Annotated in this window: 16 protein-coding genes; 9 read left to right on the top strand and 7 right to left on the bottom strand. The window is 62.7% G+C overall.

The genetic code is table 11. The features are described 5' to 3' along the window. Positions 1-747 carry a DUF2306 domain-containing protein gene (locus GS611_RS16025; protein WP_171637299.1) on the top strand — a complete coding sequence of 249 codons (747 nt, stop codon included), beginning with the start codon at positions 1-3 and terminating at the stop codon, positions 745-747. Here the strand turns inward: GS611_RS16025 and GS611_RS16020 are convergent. From GS611_RS16020 to GS611_RS16010, 3 genes are read right to left on the bottom strand one after another with little or no spacing between them, the layout of a single operon-like run. Next, positions 671-1,339: an ureidoglycolate lyase gene (locus GS611_RS16020; protein ID WP_171637297.1), complete on the bottom strand. Its 669-nt coding sequence runs from the start codon at positions 1,337-1,339 to the stop codon at positions 671-673. The two genes, GS611_RS16025 and GS611_RS16020, sit on opposite strands and share 77 nt — an antisense overlap. Next, positions 1,336-1,926 carry an HD domain-containing protein gene (locus GS611_RS16015; protein WP_171117191.1) on the bottom strand — a complete coding sequence of 197 codons (591 nt, stop codon included), beginning with the start codon at positions 1,924-1,926 and terminating at the stop codon, positions 1,336-1,338. The genes GS611_RS16020 and GS611_RS16015 overlap by 4 nt, the downstream gene beginning before the upstream one ends. Further along, complete coding sequence (locus tag GS611_RS16010; protein WP_171637295.1) at positions 1,923-3,059, bottom strand: TauD/TfdA family dioxygenase; 1,137 nt, start codon at positions 3,057-3,059, stop codon at positions 1,923-1,925. The genes GS611_RS16015 and GS611_RS16010 overlap by 4 nt, the downstream gene beginning before the upstream one ends. A gap of 99 nt (positions 3,060-3,158) precedes the next feature. Here GS611_RS16010 and GS611_RS16005 point away from each other — a divergent pair, with 99 nt between their 5' ends. Next, positions 3,159-4,013, top strand: a complete 855-nt coding sequence (locus tag GS611_RS16005) for a LysR family transcriptional regulator (protein ID WP_171637293.1) — start codon at positions 3,159-3,161, stop codon at positions 4,011-4,013. Between the two features lie 4 nt (positions 4,014-4,017). Here the strand turns inward: GS611_RS16005 and GS611_RS16000 are convergent, their stop codons facing one another. Next, complete coding sequence (locus GS611_RS16000) at positions 4,018-4,200, bottom strand: DUF1674 domain-containing protein (protein WP_171637291.1); 183 nt, start codon at positions 4,198-4,200, stop codon at positions 4,018-4,020. 88 nt (positions 4,201-4,288) lie between these two features. On the opposite strand from GS611_RS16000, the gene GS611_RS15995 reads away from it, so the two are divergent. From GS611_RS15995 to GS611_RS15965, 7 genes are all read left to right on the top strand, one after another. Then, on the top strand, positions 4,289-5,548 hold the full coding sequence (locus GS611_RS15995) for an RsmB/NOP family class I SAM-dependent RNA methyltransferase (protein ID WP_171637289.1): 1,260 nt from the start codon (positions 4,289-4,291) through the stop codon (positions 5,546-5,548). Positions 5,549-5,638: 90 nt separating this feature from the next. Next, complete coding sequence (locus tag GS611_RS15990; RefSeq protein ID WP_171637287.1) at positions 5,639-7,378, top strand: heparinase II/III family protein; 1,740 nt, start codon at positions 5,639-5,641, stop codon at positions 7,376-7,378. 22 nt (positions 7,379-7,400) lie between these two features. Then, positions 7,401-8,990 (top strand): bifunctional phosphoribosylaminoimidazolecarboxamide formyltransferase/IMP cyclohydrolase, encoded by a 1,590-nt coding sequence (purH, locus tag GS611_RS15985; protein WP_171637285.1) that lies wholly within the window; start codon positions 7,401-7,403, stop codon positions 8,988-8,990. Further along, positions 8,990-9,466 carry a signal peptidase II gene (gene lspA, locus GS611_RS15980; RefSeq protein WP_171637283.1) on the top strand — a complete coding sequence of 159 codons (477 nt, stop codon included), beginning with the start codon at positions 8,990-8,992 and terminating at the stop codon, positions 9,464-9,466. Before purH ends, lspA begins: the two co-directional genes overlap by 1 nt. A 50-nt stretch (positions 9,467-9,516) precedes the next feature. Then, entirely contained in the window at positions 9,517-10,032 is a 516-nt protein-coding gene (locus GS611_RS15975; protein ID WP_171637281.1) for a DUF3035 domain-containing protein, read from the top strand. Positions 10,033-10,113: 81 nt separating this feature from the next. Continuing rightward, a complete protein-coding gene (locus GS611_RS15970; protein WP_171637279.1) occupies positions 10,114-11,454 on the top strand; it encodes a pitrilysin family protein in 1,341 nt (446 codons plus the stop codon). Then, positions 11,451-12,761, top strand: coding sequence for a pitrilysin family protein (locus tag GS611_RS15965; RefSeq protein ID WP_171637277.1), 1,311 nt, complete (start codon positions 11,451-11,453; stop codon positions 12,759-12,761). The genes GS611_RS15970 and GS611_RS15965 overlap by 4 nt, the downstream gene beginning before the upstream one ends. A 23-nt stretch (positions 12,762-12,784) precedes the next feature. Here the strand turns inward: GS611_RS15965 and GS611_RS15960 are convergent, their stop codons facing one another. The 3 genes from GS611_RS15960 to deoC are packed head-to-tail and all read right to left on the bottom strand — an operon-like array spanning position 12,785 to position 16,961. Then, positions 12,785-13,594: an SDR family oxidoreductase gene (locus tag GS611_RS15960; RefSeq protein ID WP_171637275.1), complete on the bottom strand. Its 810-nt coding sequence runs from the start codon at positions 13,592-13,594 to the stop codon at positions 12,785-12,787. A 23-nt stretch (positions 13,595-13,617) separates the two neighbouring features. After that, entirely contained in the window at positions 13,618-15,951 is a 2,334-nt protein-coding gene (locus GS611_RS15955; RefSeq protein ID WP_171637274.1) for an aldehyde dehydrogenase family protein, read from the bottom strand. Between the two features lie 11 nt (positions 15,952-15,962). After that, positions 15,963-16,961 carry a deoxyribose-phosphate aldolase gene (gene deoC, locus GS611_RS15950; RefSeq protein WP_171637272.1) on the bottom strand — a complete coding sequence of 333 codons (999 nt, stop codon included), beginning with the start codon at positions 16,959-16,961 and terminating at the stop codon, positions 15,963-15,965. Between the last annotated feature and the right edge of the window lie 20 nt (positions 16,962-16,981).

Raw genomic sequence — 16,981 nt, 5'->3', positions numbered from 1 at the left:
ATGAGGATTCGGCGCTCTGGACTGGCAACCGGCATTTTGCTTGCGGTGTTCTACCTGACACTGTTGCCATTCGTTGCGCATGGCGTTGGAATGATCGGCAAAGGCCTGTCGCAGGACGCTGCCCGGCACAGTTACTTGTTCGCTGATGGTGAGAATGTCGGCAATGCCGCGATGTTGGTACACATTCTGGCTGGTACTTTTCTGGTCGCACTCGTCCCGCTTCAACTGTTGAAGGGGCTGCGGCTCAAGTACAATCGATTTCACCGCATGTTGGGAGCCTGTCTGGTGGCGCTGGCATGGATCACCGGGCTGGCGGGCATGAGCTATATTCCCCTGCGCGGAACCATCGGTGGGCCGCTGATGTCTGCCGCCTTTTTTCTGTACGGGCTGTGTCTTTTCACGGCTGCGCTGATGGTGGCGCGCAGGGCTTTGGAAGGGGATCGCGCAGGCCATTGGGCATGGGGATTGCGGCTGTTCTGGCTGGCGTTGGGGTCGTGGCTTTACCGAGTCCACTATACGCTTTGGTATCTGCTGACCGGAGGGGTGGGGTCAGAGCCCGATTTCTCGGGCCCTTTTGATCAGGTGCAGAATTTCGCGTTCTTTGTGCCTTATCTGCTGGCCGTGCAGATCTGGATTGCGCGCCGGCGCCAGAGGCATCAGGGGGCGTTGGTCACAAATCCCTGGCTTTGTCCGCCCGCAGCGGGCAGGCCAGATAAACGCCGAACTCTTTGCCGATATCGGCGCTGACCCGCGCGTGGACCCGGCCCTGACGATCCAGAAAACGCTGGTTGTCCTCGACCGGGAAAATCCCCTCGTGCCAGATGCCGGGATGGATATAGAGCCCCTTTGACCCGTCACACCAGAATGCCACCACCTTGTCCGGGGTCAGATTGTCGCCAGGCAGGGCCGCGGGCACGATGAAGGGCTTGTTGTCCAGCGGCCAGAACATCTGCCCGCCATCGGGGTGATAATTCATATGCCACAGCAACACCTGATCCCGCGGGGCCGTTTGCCGGTCGGTTTGCGCGTGCTGAGGGTCGGCGGACCAACCCAGCACGTAATGGCCTTTGACCGCCTCGTTCTCACCGTAAAGCACGTCACCCTGCCAATCGCATTTGAACGTGCCTTCAACCCAGCCGCCTTCGTCACCCGTGCCGTCGTCAATCGGTCGCCAGCCCTGCTGCGGCCAGCGTACGATCTCGATTTCAAAGGTCTCGGGGTCGTCGACCAAACAGCCGTACCCCCTAACCGTGTTGTCCGTCGCCCGGATCAGGGGAACCTCGTGCCACGGCAGGGATGGCTTGGAACTGGCCTCGAAGATGTACTCGGGTGCGGTCATGATGCCCCCAGGTGCTTGTCGACCATGCGCTGCACCATCGGTGCGAAATGGGCGAAATCCGGTGTCTCCATGTCCGCCCGTTTGCCGGCCTCATCCAGGTACCGGACTTGAATGATCTCTTTCAGGTTTGGATTGGATTCGAAGGCGGCGACTTCTTCGGCGCTCATCGGGCCGCCTTGCAGTTCCAAGGTATGGACCGAGGCGGCAGAGAGGCGGTTGAAATATTCGGGCTTGGTGGCGCAGAGATACCGTTTGGCGGCCACGTGATAGCGGCAGCAATCGGTGATGACCGAAGGGAAGAACTGTTCCAGAACTTCCGCACCTGCGTCCTCGTGGTGGCGATCTTCGGTATCATCGGGGTGGTAGGTCCCGAACTCGGATGTGAAATGGCCGATATCATGCAACAAGGCGCCGACGATGATCTCTTCAGGCTGGCCGTTCTGTTCGGCGATGGTGGCGCCTTGCAGCATGTGCTGGGCCATGGTGACGGGTTCGCCAAGATATTCCTCACCGCCGCGGCGTTCGAAGATATCCCCGATGAAGGCGACGATATTGTCCCGGTTCAGGGTCGAGAAATCGGGCTTCATTCCGCTGCCTCCGGCTGCGTCATCTTCATCGCCGCCAGTGTGGACAGCAGCCCGTCCTTGTCGGCATAGCATCCCTGCAACCAGCGCGAACCGGCACCGGAATAGCCCAGCCGTGCATGCAGGACACGGGTGTTGTCGACGATGAAACTTTCGCCCGGCTCCAGTTTGAACGACACGCCCATGGCCGGGTCGTCGATGATCTCGCCCAGTTGGCGGTAAGCCGCGTAATAGGCTTCCATCCTGTCGAAAGGCACGTCCACGAATGGCGCTGAGGAACGGTTGTTGAAGCGAATGCCAACCAGTTCTCCATCCGGCGACAATTCGATCATCGGACGGCGAGACCGCAGGCAGACACCGTCTGACCCCTTATATTCAAACCGCGCCGGGTAGCCTGCCAGCAGCGCAAAACCTTCGGGGTTCTGCGCACGCAGTTTTTCGGCAGCGCGAAAGCCGTCGACCACGATCGAGTCGCCGCCTTCGGCGCTGTTTTCCAGACAATAGAGAATTTGCAGCGTCGGCACAGGGTCGCGATAGGGGTTGTCGGTGTGGGCCTGCAAGCCAAGCCCGGTATAGGCGAGGTTGGTCGGGTTCACTTCCGTCCGAACCTCGAAATAAGGGCCATAGTTGGTTTCGCGGACATAGCCGAACAGGTCGGCCACTTTCAAAAGCGATTCTGGTTCGGTAGGCCCGCCCGTCAGCTTGGCAAAGCCGTAACTCGCCACAGACGCCAGCCAGTTGCGCTTGGCCGCAGGGCTGGCATGAACCTCGTTCCAATCGCCAGAGGGTGCGGCGATCCCGCCTTCCCAGGTGATGATGCCGGGGGCGGTGCGGCCCAGCGTATCGTCCCGTTCGCAATCATAGTTGTGTTCGACCAGCCATTCGGCCGGGAAGGTAACGGTTTTGTCTTCGGGCTGGAACGTGACCTGAAGGCCGCCCGCGACAACCTCGGCTGAACTGACCGAGATGTCAGCAGGGATATCGCCGATGGTGATCAGCCGCTGGCCGTTGCCCGGGGCGCGGGTTTCCGGGTCCAGCGCGTTGTCGCGCAACCAGACGGCGTGAAAGCGGGCTTGCGTTCCTGTGTCGAACGCGACGGTGACGATCGAAGTGTCATGGGTGGCGGTGCGCAGCATTTGGGGTCTCCTGTTCGGCGCGAGCTTTGGTTGAGCAGATACGCCGTTCATGGCATTACGACAATTAATCCTTATTTCGGCTGAGGCTTGGAAAATCTAATGGCTAAGAAAAAGATCGGGCTACCGCCACTGGACTGGCTGCGCGTGTTCGAGGCCGCGGGGCGTCTTGGTGGGTTCTCGGCAGCAGCCAAGGAATTCGGGCTGACGCAGGCCGCTGTCAGCCAGCGGATCGGCAACCTCGAAGCCTGGCTGGGCCGATCCTTGTTCGTGCGCGAGGCGCGGGGCGTGTCGCTGACGGTCGAAGGTGAAAGCTATCTGCCTTTGGTGCAGGACAGCCTTCGCGCGCTGGAGCGCAATACCGAGGACCTGTTTGGCAAATCCCCGCGCGAGTTGCGCGTGGCCGGCTTGTCGTCGAACATCCACGCACTGGTTCTGCCGGCGCTGACCCGGTTTCACGAGATGCAGCCAGGGGTTCGGGTGATGACCGACTCGGTCGCGCGCCGGTCGTCTTTGGACGAAGAACGAACCTGGCTGCAAATCCGATATGGTCGGGGCATCTGGGCCGGGCGTGATGCCGCCCTGATCGCGCCTGAGGTCCTTGCCCCCATGGCGCCGCCGGGTGTCGACTGGGGCGCCCAATTGATTGACCTGCGCGGAGAACGCCCCGGCTGGAGAGAGTGGAGCCAGAAAAACGGCCAGCAGGACCTGCCGCAATCAAAAATCAGTTTTGATTCGATGGAACATGCGATTTCGGCTGCGCAGCGCGGCATGGGTGTGGTTTTGGGATCGGTGCCCTTGGCCCTTGCCGACTTGCAAGAGGGTCGGTTGCGGCGGCTGGATTTACCCGAATTGCACACCAAAGACGGGTACTGGCTGACCTGGCCTGAAGACCGGGCGAAGTCCAGAAAACAACGGGCGCTGATCGAGGATTTCCTCAAGGCGCTGCGTGGTTGACCGTTCAGAAATCGATGGCGATGCCCTTCTTTTCCCAGTCACCGTAGCGGGCCGGGTCCGGTCCGTCTCGGCCACCCAGCTCTTTCGGCAATTCCCGGGCCTCGGCTTTGGCTTTGCGGCGGCGTTCTTCCGCTTCGGCCAGGGCGCGCTGGGCGGCGGCGGGCAAGTCTTTGCGGTCGTCACTCATGACATCGGGTTCCTTTCCTTGCGCAGTCTTGATATACGCCCGCGTCCGCTATTGGCAATGCGGACGCAGGTCACATGAAGGCGGTACCATGTCTAACAGCGCGACAGCAGCACGGCGCAGCGCAATCTATCTTCTGGATCAGGTTCTGGGCGAAGGTCGCCTGCTGGCCGAGTGTCTGGCGGCGGGCGCAGTGGATCGGTTGGAACCCGAGGATCGCGCGCGTGCCCAGCGACTGGCGTTGGAAACACTGCGTGGGCTGGAACGGGCCGACCGCCTGCTGGCCAACCACCTGAACCGAACACCCGCTCTGACGGTCCACAACGCGCTGAGACTGGGTGCGGTCGAACTTTGCAACGGCGAAGCCGCCCATGGCGTCGTCAATTCCATGGTCGAGATCGTCAGCCGTTCGCGCAAGCATGGTCGCCTCAAGGGGTTGGTGAATGCCGTTCTGCGCAAGGTTGCGGCAGAAGGCCCCGAGGCGTGGCCGAAGATGCGCGTTCCGCGTTTGCCGGACTGGTTGCGTGAACCGCTGATCGCAGCGTGGGGCACGGATGCCGTTACCGGAATGGAGCAGGCACATTTCGCGGGTGCGCCACTGGACCTTACCTTGAAACCCGGGGCGGAAGGCCCTTCAGGCGAGATCCTTCCGACCGGGTCGGTGCGGTTGCACGATGCGGGTCAGGTCTCGACCCTGCCGGGGTACAAGGCCGGAGACTGGTGGGTGCAGGATGCGGCGGCCGCATTGCCGGTTCGCGTTCTGGCCCCGAAGTCGGGCCAGAAAGTGCTGGATCTGTGTGCGGCGCCGGGTGGGAAAACGATGCAGCTTGCGGCCGCAGGGGCTGATGTCACGGCGCTAGACGTGTCGGAATCACGGATGGAACGGGTGCGCGAGAACCTTGCAAGGACCGGCCTCAGGGCGAAGGTCATCGTGGGCGATGCGCTGGAACACGAAGACCGGTACGACGCGATCCTGCTGGACGCGCCGTGCTCGGCCACGGGTACGATTCGCAGGCATCCTGACTTGCCGTTTGCCAAGGACGGTTCGGAATTCGGCGGCCTGATCGAGCTCCAGACGCGCATGTTGGCCCATGCGTGGGGCTTGCTCAAACCCGGTGGGCGCCTGGCCTATTGCACGTGTTCCCTGCTGCCGGACGAGGGGGAAGTTCAGGTTGAAGAGGCGCTGGGCATGTATTCGGACATGAGCGTGGATCGCGACGCGCTGAACGTACCCGGTGTCGAAACGGATTGGATCACCGAAGAAGGCGGCTTGCGATTGCGACCGGATTATTGGCCGGATCGGGGTGGTATGGACGGGTTCTATATCGCGTGTCTGATCAAATCCGTCTGAACGCACGCTTTTCGGTGACTTGACGATCGGCGCGGTCTATCGTTGGGTCTCAAGCGCCAGCAGAGCGCAAGGGGCAGAGTAACACGCGTCATGTCGAATTCAGACACCATGGCCAGTCGGTGGATGCGGTTTCAGAACCGTTTCTATGCGCGCCTGAGCCAGCGGCAAAAGGCGGTCACAGGGTTTGTTGCGCAACCGGATCCGCGCTCGGTGGGTTCGTTCGCACGTGGCCGGCAACTGGTTGCCGGAAATCTGTTGTTCGCGGGCTATCTGGTCGAGGCCGAAGATACCGGGCTTTGGGACGTCACCGCCCCCAGTGCCGGCTTTGACGAAGAACGTCACGGCTTTGCGTGGCTGGATGATCTGGCGGCGGTCGGAGACATGCGTGCGCGGGAAAAGGCGCAGCGCTGGGTGTGGGGATGGATCGAATCTCATGGCCGCGGGCAAGGGCCCGGCTGGGCGCCTGATCTGACCGGACGTCGGGTGATGCGCTGGATCAACCATGCGCTTTTTCTGCTGCGAGGGGCGGATGAAAAACAAAGCAAACTGTTTTTCCGCTCGCTGGCCCAGCAAACATGGTTCCTGTCCAAACGCTGGCATGCCGCGACCCCGGGACTGCCCCGGTTCGAGGCGCTGGCCGGACTGGTGCAGGCCGGGCTGGCGCTGGAGGGGCTGGAGCGAATGGCCGACCCGGCCCTGCGCGCCCTGGCCGGGGAATGCGACCGTCAGGTGGATGCGCAGGGCGGAATTCCAACCCGCAATCCGGAAGAATTGCTCGAGGTGTTCACGCTGCTCAGCTGGACTTCGGCTGCGCTGAATGATCTTGGTCGCGGGACGCCTGCCGCTCAGGCCAATGCGATCAAACGGATCGCGCCGACCCTGCGCAGCCTGCGCCATGCGGATGGGGCCTTGGCGCGGTTCCATGGCGGTGGGCGCGGTGTCGAAGGGCGACTGGAACAGGCCCTTGCGCAAAGCGGCGTCAAGCACAAGGCAGCGACCGAACTGCCAATGGGCTATGCCCGTCTGTCTGCGGCGCGCACCACGGTGATCGTGGATGCCAGCATACCGCCGTCGGGGGCGGCCTCGTACAATGCGCATGCCTCTACTCTGGCGTTTGAGCTGACCTCGGGGCGGCGGCCGCTGATCGTGAATTGCGGGTCGGGGGCCAGTTTCGGGCTGGAATGGCGCCGCGCAGGACGGGCGACGCCGTCGCACTCGACGCTTTGCCTGGATGGGTTCTCAAGCGCCCGGCTGGCCAAACCGATGCCGGGGCGTGAAGCGCAGGCGCTGGTGGACGCACCACAGGAGGTGCCCGTTGATTTCGAGGATGCGTTCGAGGGCATCCGCTTCATGGCGGGGCACGATGGATACGCAAAGGTCTTTGGTCTGACCCATGCGCGGACCTTTGAGTTGCGATTTGACGGGCGCGAGCTGACGGTCGAGGATATTCTGCTGACGGCGACCGACAAGGCAAAGCGTCAATTTGACAAGGCGATGGACGCTTCGGGCCTCAAAGGCATTGGCTATGACATCCGGTTTCACCTGCATCCGGATGTCGATGCGGCGCTGGATTTGGGCGGGGCGGCAGTGTCGATGGCGCTCAAAAGCGGTGAAATCTGGGTTTTCCGACATGACGGCGTTGGAAAATTGTCTGTCGAGCCAAGCGTTTACCTTGAAAAAGGGCGTTTGAAGCCACGCGCGACAAAACAGATCGTTCTATCCGGGCGCGCAATGGAGTATGCGACGCGCACCCGGTGGACTCTGAGCAAGGCACAGGACACAGCCTATGCCGTGCGCGATACGCACCGGGACGAGCCCGAGTTAGACTGACGCCAAAAGGACCTTTGGACCCATGACCGATCTTCACCCCGTGCGCCGCGCGTTGCTTTCCGTATCCGACAAAACCGGGCTGATCGAGCTGGGCAAGGCGCTGGCCGAACGCGGGGTCGAGCTGCTGTCGACCGGCGGCACGGCCAAGGCGCTGCGCGATGCAGGGCTTGCGGTGAAGGATGTCAGCGAGATCACCGGCTTCCCCGAGATGATGGATGGCCGGGTCAAGACCCTGCACCCGATGGTGCATGGCGGGCTGCTGGCCCTGCGCGACAACGACACCCATGTTGCAGCCATGAACGAACACGGCATCGGTGCAATCGATCTGCTGGTTGTGAACCTCTATCCGTTTGAAGCAACCGTGGCCAAAGGCGCAGGTTACGATGAGTGCGTCGAGAATATCGACATCGGCGGTCCGGCGATGATCCGCGCGGCGGCCAAGAACCATGCGTTCGTAAATGTGGTCGTGGATGTTGAAGACTACGAAAAACTGCTGGGCGATATGGATCAGCACGACGGCGCGACCTGTCCGAAATTCCGCCGCAAGCTGGCGCAGAAAGCCTATGCCCGTACCGCCGCCTATGACACGGCAGTGTCCAACTGGCTGGCCGATGCGCTGGAGCTTGAAGCCCCCAAGCGCCGCGCGTTTGCCGGTGAATTGAAACAGACCTTGCGCTATGGCGAGAACAGCCATCAGCAGGCTGCGTTCTACACCGACGGCACCAATCGGCCCGGTGTGGCGACCGCGATCCAGCATCAGGGCAAGGAACTGAGCTACAACAACATCAATGACACGGATGCGGCCTTTGAACTGGTGGCCGAGTTTGACCCCACTGAGGGCGCCGCCTGTGCCATCATCAAGCACGCCAACCCCTGTGGCGTGGCAAGGGGTGCAACCCTGCTTGAGGCGTACAAGGCGGCATTCGATTGCGACCGCACCTCGGCCTTTGGCGGGATCGTGGCGTTGAATCAGCCCCTGGACGCCGAAACCGCGCAGGAGATCACCGGGATTTTCACCGAAGTCGTGATCGCTCCCGGCGCATCGGATGAGGCCAAGGCAATCTTTGCCGCCAAGAAAAACCTGCGCCTGCTGACAACCGAAGCTTTGCCGGATGTGGCCGCCGGCGGGAAAACCGTGCGTCAGGTGGCTGGCGGGTTGCTGGTGCAGGACAAGGACAACGGCTTTGTCGGCTTGGATGATCTGAAGGTTGTGACCAAGAAGGCCCCGACCGACGAACAGATGCGTGACCTTTTGTTCGCGTGGAAAGTGGCCAAACACGTCAAATCCAACGCCATCGTCTATGTCAAAGACGGCGCCACCGTCGGCGTCGGCGCGGGCCAGATGAGCCGTGTGGACTCGGCCCTGATCGCCGCCAAGAAAGCCGAGCGCATGGCCGACGCGCTGGGCTTGGCCCAACCGTTGACCATCGGCTCTGCCGTGGCCTCGGACGCGTTCTTCCCCTTCCCTGACGGGCTGATGGAAGCGGCCGAGGCAGGTGCAACCTGCGTCATTCAACCGGGCGGATCCATGCGGGATGACGAAGTGATCGCCGCTGCGGATGAGGCCGGATTGGCCATGGTCTTCACCGGCATGCGCCATTTCCGTCACTGATGCGGTCACGCCTGCTTCTCTGGGCGGCCCTGGCCGCCTTTGCGATCGATCAGATCAGCAAATATCTGGTCGTTCATGTCATGCGCGTGGCCGATCAGCCCGGCGGCATTGATGTTGTGCCACCGCTTCTGGTGTTCAAATACGGCGAGAACCGGGGAATCAATTTCGGCCTGTTCCAAGGAAATTCGGAGGCTGCGCGCTGGATTCTGATCGGTATTTCCGTGGCGATCTGTGTCGGCGTGCTTGTCTGGCTCAGCCGCGCAGCCCATTCGGGGCTGATGCTGTTTTGCGGCGGCCTGCTGATCGGCGGTGCGCTGGCGAATGTGGTGGATCGGGTTCTTTACGGCTTTGTTCTGGATTTCCTGAACATGTCCTGTTGCGGCATCAACAATCCGTTTGTTTTCAACCTCGCAGATGTCTTCATATTTGCAGGAGCCATCGGGCTGGTGCTGTTTGACGGCAAAAAGGCCTCGTGACGCGCGGAATGATATGCGATAAAAGCGCCTGAAACAGGCTGGAGACACCAATGCGGATGCCGCGCGCCCTATTTGTTTTGACTGTTGCCGCTGCGGTTGCGGCGTGTTCGAATCCCGGTTTGCGGGATCTGGCGCCTCCGGGCCCGGGGCCGGATGAGTTTTCGGTGCTGCCGGTCAAGCCGCTGACCCAACCTCAGGACTATGCGTTCTTGCCTGCACCCACGCCGGGTGGCGCGAATCTGACGGATCCGAACCCAAATGCCGATGCGGTGGCTGCGCTGGGCGGCAATGCTGCTGCGCTGAATCCGAACGCGTCTGTGCCATCCTCGGATGCAGCGCTTGTCACGGCTTCCAGTCGATATGGTGTTTCTCCCGATGCGCGGCAGGTGGTCGAGGCTGATGACGCCGCGTTCCGCAAACGCCGGGGGCGCTGGACCGGCCTGCGTCTGTTCCCGGTCGACCGCTATGGTCAGGTTTACGAAAAACAATCGATCGATCCGTTCGCGGAAACGGAAGCCGCCCGTCGGGCCGGGATCGAAACCCCTTCTTCGCCGCCGGGTGAATAATTCTTAACTTTCCGTCATCGGGCTTGAACCCGGGCCACGTCACCGTAGTTTGAATACCAGAAACGAAACGGAGGATGCCCTATGGTTCGGGCCCTGGCCTTGTCGGCTGCCCTGATCGCTGCCGCCCCGGTATTTGCCGAGGACGGGAAAGAAGCGGTCACCACATTCACATTGGACAACGGCATGGATGTCGTCGTGGTCGAAGACCACCGTGCCCCGGTCGTGCAGCATATGGTCTGGTACCGGGCCGGATCCGCTGATGAGCCGATCGGATCATCCGGCGTGGCGCATTTCCTGGAACACCTGCTGTTCAAAGGCACCGACACGCTGGCCCCGGGAGAGTTCTCTGCCACCGTTGCTGCCAATGGCGGCAACGACAACGCCTTCACCTCGTATGACTACACCGCCTATTTTCAGCGTGTCGCCGCCGACAGGCTTGAGCTGATGATGCGGATGGAATCCGACCGGATGTGGAACCTCCGGCTGAGCGAAGAGGACATTCTGACCGAACGCGACGTGATTCTCGAGGAACGCAACCAGCGCACCGAAAACAACCCGCGCGCCCTGTTCGGCGAACAGATGAGCGCGGCCCAGTATCTGAACCACCGCTACGGCGTGCCGATCATCGGCTGGATGCACGAGATGGAGGATCTGGACATGGAGGACGCGCTGTCGTTCTACCAGACCCATTATGCGCCCAACAACGCCATTCTGGTGGTCACGGGCGATGTCGATCCCGCTGAAGTCCGCTCGCTTGCCGATCAGTATTACGGTGTGATTCCCGCCAACCCGGACCTGCCCGAGCGGGTTCGGTCCCAAGAGCCGCCGCAAACGGCCGAGCGTCGCCTGACCTTCAAAGACCCGCGCGTGGCCCAGCCTTACGTTCAGCGCAGCTATCTTGCCCCGGAACGCGATCCGGGCGAACAGGAAAAAGCGGCGGCTCTGTTTCTGCTGGCCGAGTTGCTGGGCGGCAGCACGACGTCTTACCTGAACGAAAAGTTGCAGTTTGATCAGCAAAAGGCCGTCTATGCCGGAGCGTTCTATCGCGGTGTTTCGCTGGATGACACGACCTTTGATCTGATCGTCGTTCCGGCCGAGGGTGTTTCCCTGCAAGAGGCCGAAGACGCCATGGACCAGGCCGTGGCCGACTTCATCGCCGAAGGTGTGAACGAAGACGATCTTGAGCGCATCAAGATGCAGCTGCGCGCCGCCCAGACCTATGCGCGCGACAACGTGGACGGCATCGGCAACCGCTATGGCCGGGCCCTGACCAGCGGCCTGACGGTCGAAGATGTTCAGGCCTGGCCCGAGATCCTTCAGGCCGTGACCGGAGATGAGATCATCGCCGCGGCCCGCGAAGTTCTGCAACCCGAGGCATCGGTCACAGGCTGGCTGATGCGCGATGACGAGGTGACGCAATGAAACGGTTTGTTGCAACGCTGATTGCCTGCCTGGTCGCCCTGCCGGCTTTGGCCGAGATCGAGATCGAAGAAGTGACCTCGCCCGGTGGTATCAAAGCCTGGCTGGTCGAGGATCATTCCATCCCATTCACCGCGCTGGAGTTGCGGTTCCGTGGTGGCACGTCGCTGGACGACCCTGACAAACGCGGCGCGGTCAACCTGATGAGCGGGCTGATCGAAGAAGGCGCGGGCGACATGGATGCGCGGACCTATGCCCGCGAGCTGGAGGCTCTGGCGGCTTCGTTCCGATACAATGCCGGCGACGATTCAGTTTCGATTTCCGCGCGTTTTCTGTCCGAAAACCGGGATGAAGTGGTCGATTTGCTGCGCACGACGATCCACGAACCGCGTTTTGATCAGGATGCGGTTGACCGCGTGCGCGCGCAGGTTCTGTCGGGCCTGCGCTCGGACCAGACTGACCCGAACGAACTCGCAGGCCTCACCTTTGCGCAGATGGCCTACGGCGATCACCCCTACGGATCCGAGGGGAAAGGCACCATCGAAAGCGTCTCGGCCCTGACCCGCGATGACGTGGTCGCGGCTTACGAAGGCGTGTTCGCCAAGGATCGTCTGTACGTGGGGGCCGTCGGCGATATCACGGCTGAGGAACTGGGTACCCTGCTTGATACCCTGCTTGGCGACTTGCCGGACACCGGCAAGCCCATCCCGGGCAAGGCCGAGGTGAACATTCCCGGCGGCGTCAGTGTTGTCGAATTCGACACGCCTCAGTCCGTGGCCTTGTTCGGTCAGGCCGGGATTGATCGGGATGACCCGGATTTCTTTGCGGCCTTCGTTCTGAACCACATTCTTGGCGGGGGCGGGTTTGAAAGCCGGCTGATGCAGGAGGTGCGCGAAAAGCGCGGCCTGACCTATGGGGTCGGGACCTATCTGGTGCCCAAGGATCTGGCTTCGGTCTATCTCGGGTCCGTGTCCTCGGCCAATGACCGTATCGCCGAAGCCGTCGACGTAATTCGCGATGAATGGGCGCGCGCGGCCACTGAGGGTGTGACGCAAGAGGAACTTGACGACGCCAAGACCTATCTGACCGGCGCCTATCCGCTGCGGTTCGATGGCAATGGTCAGATTGCCTCGATCATGGTCGGAATGCAGATGGAAGGCCTGCCGATCGACTATATCGCCACCCGCAATGACAAGGTGAACGCGGTGACATTGGAAGATGTCAACCGCGTTGCTGCCGAACTGCTTGACCCGGACGGTCTGCACTTTGTCGTCGTTGGCAAGCCGGTGGGCCTGGAAACAACGAACTGAACCTTTCGGGGGTAAGCTGCGGCTTACCCCTTTTTCATGCTGCGCAGCATGTCTCCCATCATCTGGCCGAACTGGCCCGAGCCGCGCTGATACAACGCCCCGTCCACCGCCAGAACCGTACCGCTGATATAGCTGGCCATGTCCGAGGCCAGAAACAGGCAGGCATTGGCTACGTCCTGCGGGGTGCCCCAGCGGCCCAGCGGCACGTCCCGGCGCAGCTGCTCGCCCGCGTCTGGGGTGGGGGCCAGCCGTTTCGCGCCTTCGGTGCCCTCGATGAAGCCCGGCACCACCGAGTTCACCCGGATGCCTTCCACACCCCATTCCATCGACAGGGTGCGGGTGATCTGATCGACGCCCGCCTTGGCGGCACAGACATGGGCCTGGCCCTCGTAGGGCAGGTAGGATTGCGGCGCCGAGATGTTGATGATGTTGCCGCCGGGCCGTTTCAGATAGGGATAGGCGCCTTTAAGCACATGCACGGTGCCCATCAGGTCGATTTCGACCACGGTGCGGAAGGCGTTGGCCGACATTTCCGCCATCAGCGCCGGGAAGTTGCCCGCCGCCCCCGAAACCAGCACGTCGAAATCACCGAGCGCCGCGTGGAACTGTTTCAGCCCCTCCGCGACCGCTTCGGCATCACGCACGTCAAAGGCCGCGCCGATCGCCTCGGCCGCGCCTGCCGCCTTCAGCGCAGCGACGGTGTCATCCACCTTGTCCTGCGAGCGGCTGGCCACGGCCAGTTTCGCGCCCGAGGCCGCGAAGGCCTCGGCGATGCCCCGGTTGATGCCACTGGTGCCACCGATGACGATGACGGTTTTTCCCGAAAAATCCATGTAGGCCTCCCTTGGCGGGAGCCCTACTCGCCGTAGGGCACCCAGATGTTTTTCACTTCGGTCGAAGCCTGAAGGAAGCGGCGGGAATGGTCCATGCCCCAATCGAATGCCGTCGCGTTATTCACCCAGGTCCGTTTCAGGTTCCCGGCCGAGACGACCTCGATCTGCGCCGACAGGTCCGTCGATGAGAACGACCACACCGCGTCCACGTTCAGGTGCGAGGCCAGCGGTTTGGCCAGTTCCGCGTGGCTGCCCGTCAGGATGTTGACCACGCCTGCGGGCACGTCCGAGGTGTCCAGCACCTGATAGAAATCGGTCGCCGCCAGCGGGTAGGGCTCGGACGCCACCAGAACCACCCGGTTGCCCATCGCGATCGCCGGGGCCATGGCCGAGACCAGACCCAGCAGCGGCGCCTCGTCGGCGCACAGCGCGCCGATCACGCCCACCGGTTCCTTCATCGCAATCGCCACGCCCCGGATCGGAACGCCATGCACCTGGCCGTCATACTTGTCGGCCCAGGCGGCGGCGGTGAACAGGCGCTGGATCGCGGCGTCGACCTCTTTCGCACCGTCCTTGCGACCGGTCATGGCGTCGATACGCGCGGCGAACTCGTCAGCACGGGCCGACAGGTTCTCGCCGATGTAATACAGGATCTGCGCGCGCAGATGGCCGGTGGTCTTGGACCAGCCCTTGGCCCCCGCCGCGGCCTCAACCGCGTTGCGCACGTCCTTGCGGTTGGCCAGACCCACATGGCCCAGCAGGCCCGCCTTGCCCCAGACCGGTTTCGAATATCCACCATCGGGTCGCGCCTGCTTGCCGCCGACATACATCTTGGCGGTGCGATCAATCGGGTCGATCGGTGCCCCTTCGCCCATGGCTGCCTCGACCTTTGTCAGCGGCTTGGCCTTGCCCTTAGGTCTGGTATACGCGGCCAGCCCTTCCCAGCCGCCTTCGCGGCCAAAGCCGCTTTCGCGCACGCCGCCAAAGCCCGCGGCCGCGTCGAACAGGTTGGTGGCATTGACCCAGACCACGCCCGCGACCAGCTTGGGTGCGATGTCCAGCGCAAGGTTGACGTTTTCGGTCCAGACCGTGGCCGCCAATCCATAACGGGTGTTGTTGGCCAGCTCGACCGCCTCGGCCGGGGTGCGGAAGGTCGACGAGACCAGAACCGGGCCGAATATCTCCTCCTGCATCAACGGGTCCGAGGTTTCGAGCCCGGTGATCAGCGTCGGCGGGTAGTAGCAGCCATTTGCGGGCAATTCGCAGGCAGCCTGATGCACATGGCCCACCGTATTGCTGTCGACCATGGAGGTGATCGTCTGCAACTGAACCGGATCCACCACGGCACCCACGTCGATGCATTTGTCCAGCGGGTTGCCGATGCGCAGCGTGTCCATGCGGGCGCGCAGCTTGGCATAGAAGCGCTCGGCAATGCCCTCTTGCACCAACAGGCGCGAGCCCGCGCAGCAGACCTGGCCCTGATTGAACCAGATCGCATCGACCAGACCTTCGATGGCACTGTCGATATCGGCATCGTCGAAGACGATATAGGGCGACTTGCCGCCCAGCTCGAGCGTGAGGGACTTGCCCGACCCGGCGGTGGCCTCGCGGATGCGGCGGCCCACTACGGTCGAGCCGGTAAAGGCGATCTTGTCCACGTCTGCGGCCACGATCATCTCGCCCACCGCGCCGTCGCCGGTGACGATGTTGACCACGCCCTTGGGCAGGCCAGCCTGCATGCAGATATCGGCAAACAGCAGCGCTGTCAGCGAGGTGTATTCGGCCGGTTTCAGAACCACCGTGTTGCCCATGGCCAACGCTGGGGCCACTTTCCACGCCAGCATCAGCAGCGGGAAGTTCCACGGGATGATCTGGCCGCAGACCCCCAGCGCCTGTGCGTCGGGCAGCTCGGTTTCCATCAGCTGGGCCATTCCCGCGTGATAGTAGAAATGCCGCTGCACCAGCGGAATGTCGATGTCGCGCGATTCCCGGATCGGCTTGCCGTTGTCCAGCGTTTCCAGCACTGCGAACAGGCGGGCATGCTTCTGTATCAGCCGCGCGATGGCATAGAGGTATCGGGCGCGGGCGGGGCCGCCCAGCTTTTCCCATTTGGGCTGGGCCTTGCGGGCGGCGGCAACGGCGGCGTCCACATCGGCCTGTGTGGCCTGGGTCAGCTTGGCCAGAACCTCGCCCGTGGCCGGGTTGCGGCTTTCAAACCCTTTGCCGGGCTTGGTGAAGGCGCCGTCGATGAAATGGCCGAACGTGTCGCCCTGATCGACCAGCCATGCCAGGGCCTCGGCGGCGCTTTCCGGGGCGGGTCCGTATTCCATGGTCTCGAAAATCTCTTTGACTGTCATTTTTCCTGTCCTCAGCCCATCGGGTGCCGGTAGCCGGCCGAGTATGCCCCGGTGACGAAATGTTCCAACTGCCGCTCGATATCGCCCAGCAGGGACGACGCGCCGAACCGGAACAGGTCGGGTTGCAGCCAGCGGTCGCCCAGCTCGTCCTTGATCAGCGACAGGTAGACCAGCGCGTCCTTGGCCTTGGAAATCCCGCCCGCGGGCTTGTAGCCCACGCGATAGCCGGTGCGGTCATAATAGTCACGGATCGCGCGGATCATCACCAGCGACACGGGCAGGGTGGCGTTGACGCTTTCCTTGCCGGTCGAGGTCTTGATGAAATCGGCCCCCGCCATCATGCAGACCAGCGAGGCACGCGCCACGTTACGCAGGCTGCCCAGCTCGCCCGTGGCCAGGATGGCCTTTACATGCGCCTCGCCGCAGGCGTCGCGGAATGCCTTCATCTCGTCATAGAGCGCCTGCCAGTCGCCTTTCAGCACATGGCGGCGCGAGATCACGATATCGATCTCTTCGGCCCCGGCCTTCACGCTTTCCTCGATCTCGGCCACGCGCAGGTGAAAGGGCGACAGGCCCGCCGGAAAGCCGGTGGAGACGGCCGCGACCGGAATGCCGGTGCCTGTCAGCGCATCCACCGCCGTTTCGATCATGTCGTGATAGACACAGACCGCGCCGGTGGTGATCGGTGGCATGTCCAGCGCCTTCAGCAGGTCGGGCGACACGGGCTGCCGGGCCTTGGAGCACAGGCGGCGCACGCGGCCCTCGGTGTCATCGCCCGACAGGGTGGTCAGGTCGATCATGGTGATTGCCTTCAGCAGCCACGCGGCCTGATGTTCCTTTTTCACCGACCGGCGCCCGGGCAGGGTCGCAGCCCGGCGTTCAATGGCCGAGGTGTTGGCCTGCACGGCGCGCACCCAGTCCAGGTCCAGATCCATGCCGGGATTCCGGGCTTCGGTCACTTGCGGCAGATGCGCGGTGCGCACGGGGCTTTCTGAGCTCTGCGTATCCATTGTCACGTCCTTTGGGAGGT

It is taken from the genome of Ruegeria sp. HKCCD6119 (genome assembly GCF_013110585.1).
Classification (GTDB): domain Bacteria; phylum Pseudomonadota; class Alphaproteobacteria; order Rhodobacterales; family Rhodobacteraceae; genus Ruegeria.
The sequence above is the reverse complement of the archived record's forward strand: the minus strand, read 5'-3'. Positions and strand labels throughout refer to the sequence as shown.

Excerpts from the sequence above, each read along its gene's own strand:
- GS611_RS15990 (WP_171637287.1), top strand. The coding sequence starts at position 5,639 with ATGTCGAATTCAGACACCATGGCCAGTCGGTGGATGCGGTTTCAGAAC.
- lspA (WP_171637283.1), top strand. The coding sequence starts at position 8,990 with ATGCGGTCACGCCTGCTTCTCTGGGCGGCCCTGGCCGCCTTTGCGATC.
- GS611_RS15960 (WP_171637275.1), bottom strand. The coding sequence starts at position 13,594 with ATGGATTTTTCGGGAAAAACCGTCATCGTCATCGGTGGCACCAGTGGC.
- GS611_RS15965 (WP_171637277.1), top strand. The coding sequence starts at position 11,451 with ATGAAACGGTTTGTTGCAACGCTGATTGCCTGCCTGGTCGCCCTGCCG.
- GS611_RS16025 (WP_171637299.1), top strand. The coding sequence starts at position 1 with ATGAGGATTCGGCGCTCTGGACTGGCAACCGGCATTTTGCTTGCGGTG.
- GS611_RS15955 (WP_171637274.1), bottom strand. The coding sequence starts at position 15,951 with ATGACAGTCAAAGAGATTTTCGAGACCATGGAATACGGACCCGCCCCG.
- GS611_RS16015 (WP_171117191.1), bottom strand. The coding sequence starts at position 1,926 with ATGAAGCCCGATTTCTCGACCCTGAACCGGGACAATATCGTCGCCTTC.
- GS611_RS16020 (WP_171637297.1), bottom strand. The coding sequence starts at position 1,339 with ATGACCGCACCCGAGTACATCTTCGAGGCCAGTTCCAAGCCATCCCTG.
- GS611_RS16000 (WP_171637291.1), bottom strand. The coding sequence starts at position 4,200 with ATGAGTGACGACCGCAAAGACTTGCCCGCCGCCGCCCAGCGCGCCCTG.
- GS611_RS16010 (WP_171637295.1), bottom strand. The coding sequence starts at position 3,059 with ATGCTGCGCACCGCCACCCATGACACTTCGATCGTCACCGTCGCGTTC.
- GS611_RS15995 (WP_171637289.1), top strand. The coding sequence starts at position 4,289 with ATGTCTAACAGCGCGACAGCAGCACGGCGCAGCGCAATCTATCTTCTG.
- GS611_RS15970 (WP_171637279.1), top strand. The coding sequence starts at position 10,114 with ATGGTTCGGGCCCTGGCCTTGTCGGCTGCCCTGATCGCTGCCGCCCCG.
- purH (WP_171637285.1), top strand. The coding sequence starts at position 7,401 with ATGACCGATCTTCACCCCGTGCGCCGCGCGTTGCTTTCCGTATCCGAC.
- GS611_RS15975 (WP_171637281.1), top strand. The coding sequence starts at position 9,517 with ATGCGGATGCCGCGCGCCCTATTTGTTTTGACTGTTGCCGCTGCGGTT.
- deoC (WP_171637272.1), bottom strand. The coding sequence starts at position 16,961 with ATGGATACGCAGAGCTCAGAAAGCCCCGTGCGCACCGCGCATCTGCCG.
- GS611_RS16005 (WP_171637293.1), top strand. The coding sequence starts at position 3,159 with ATGGCTAAGAAAAAGATCGGGCTACCGCCACTGGACTGGCTGCGCGTG.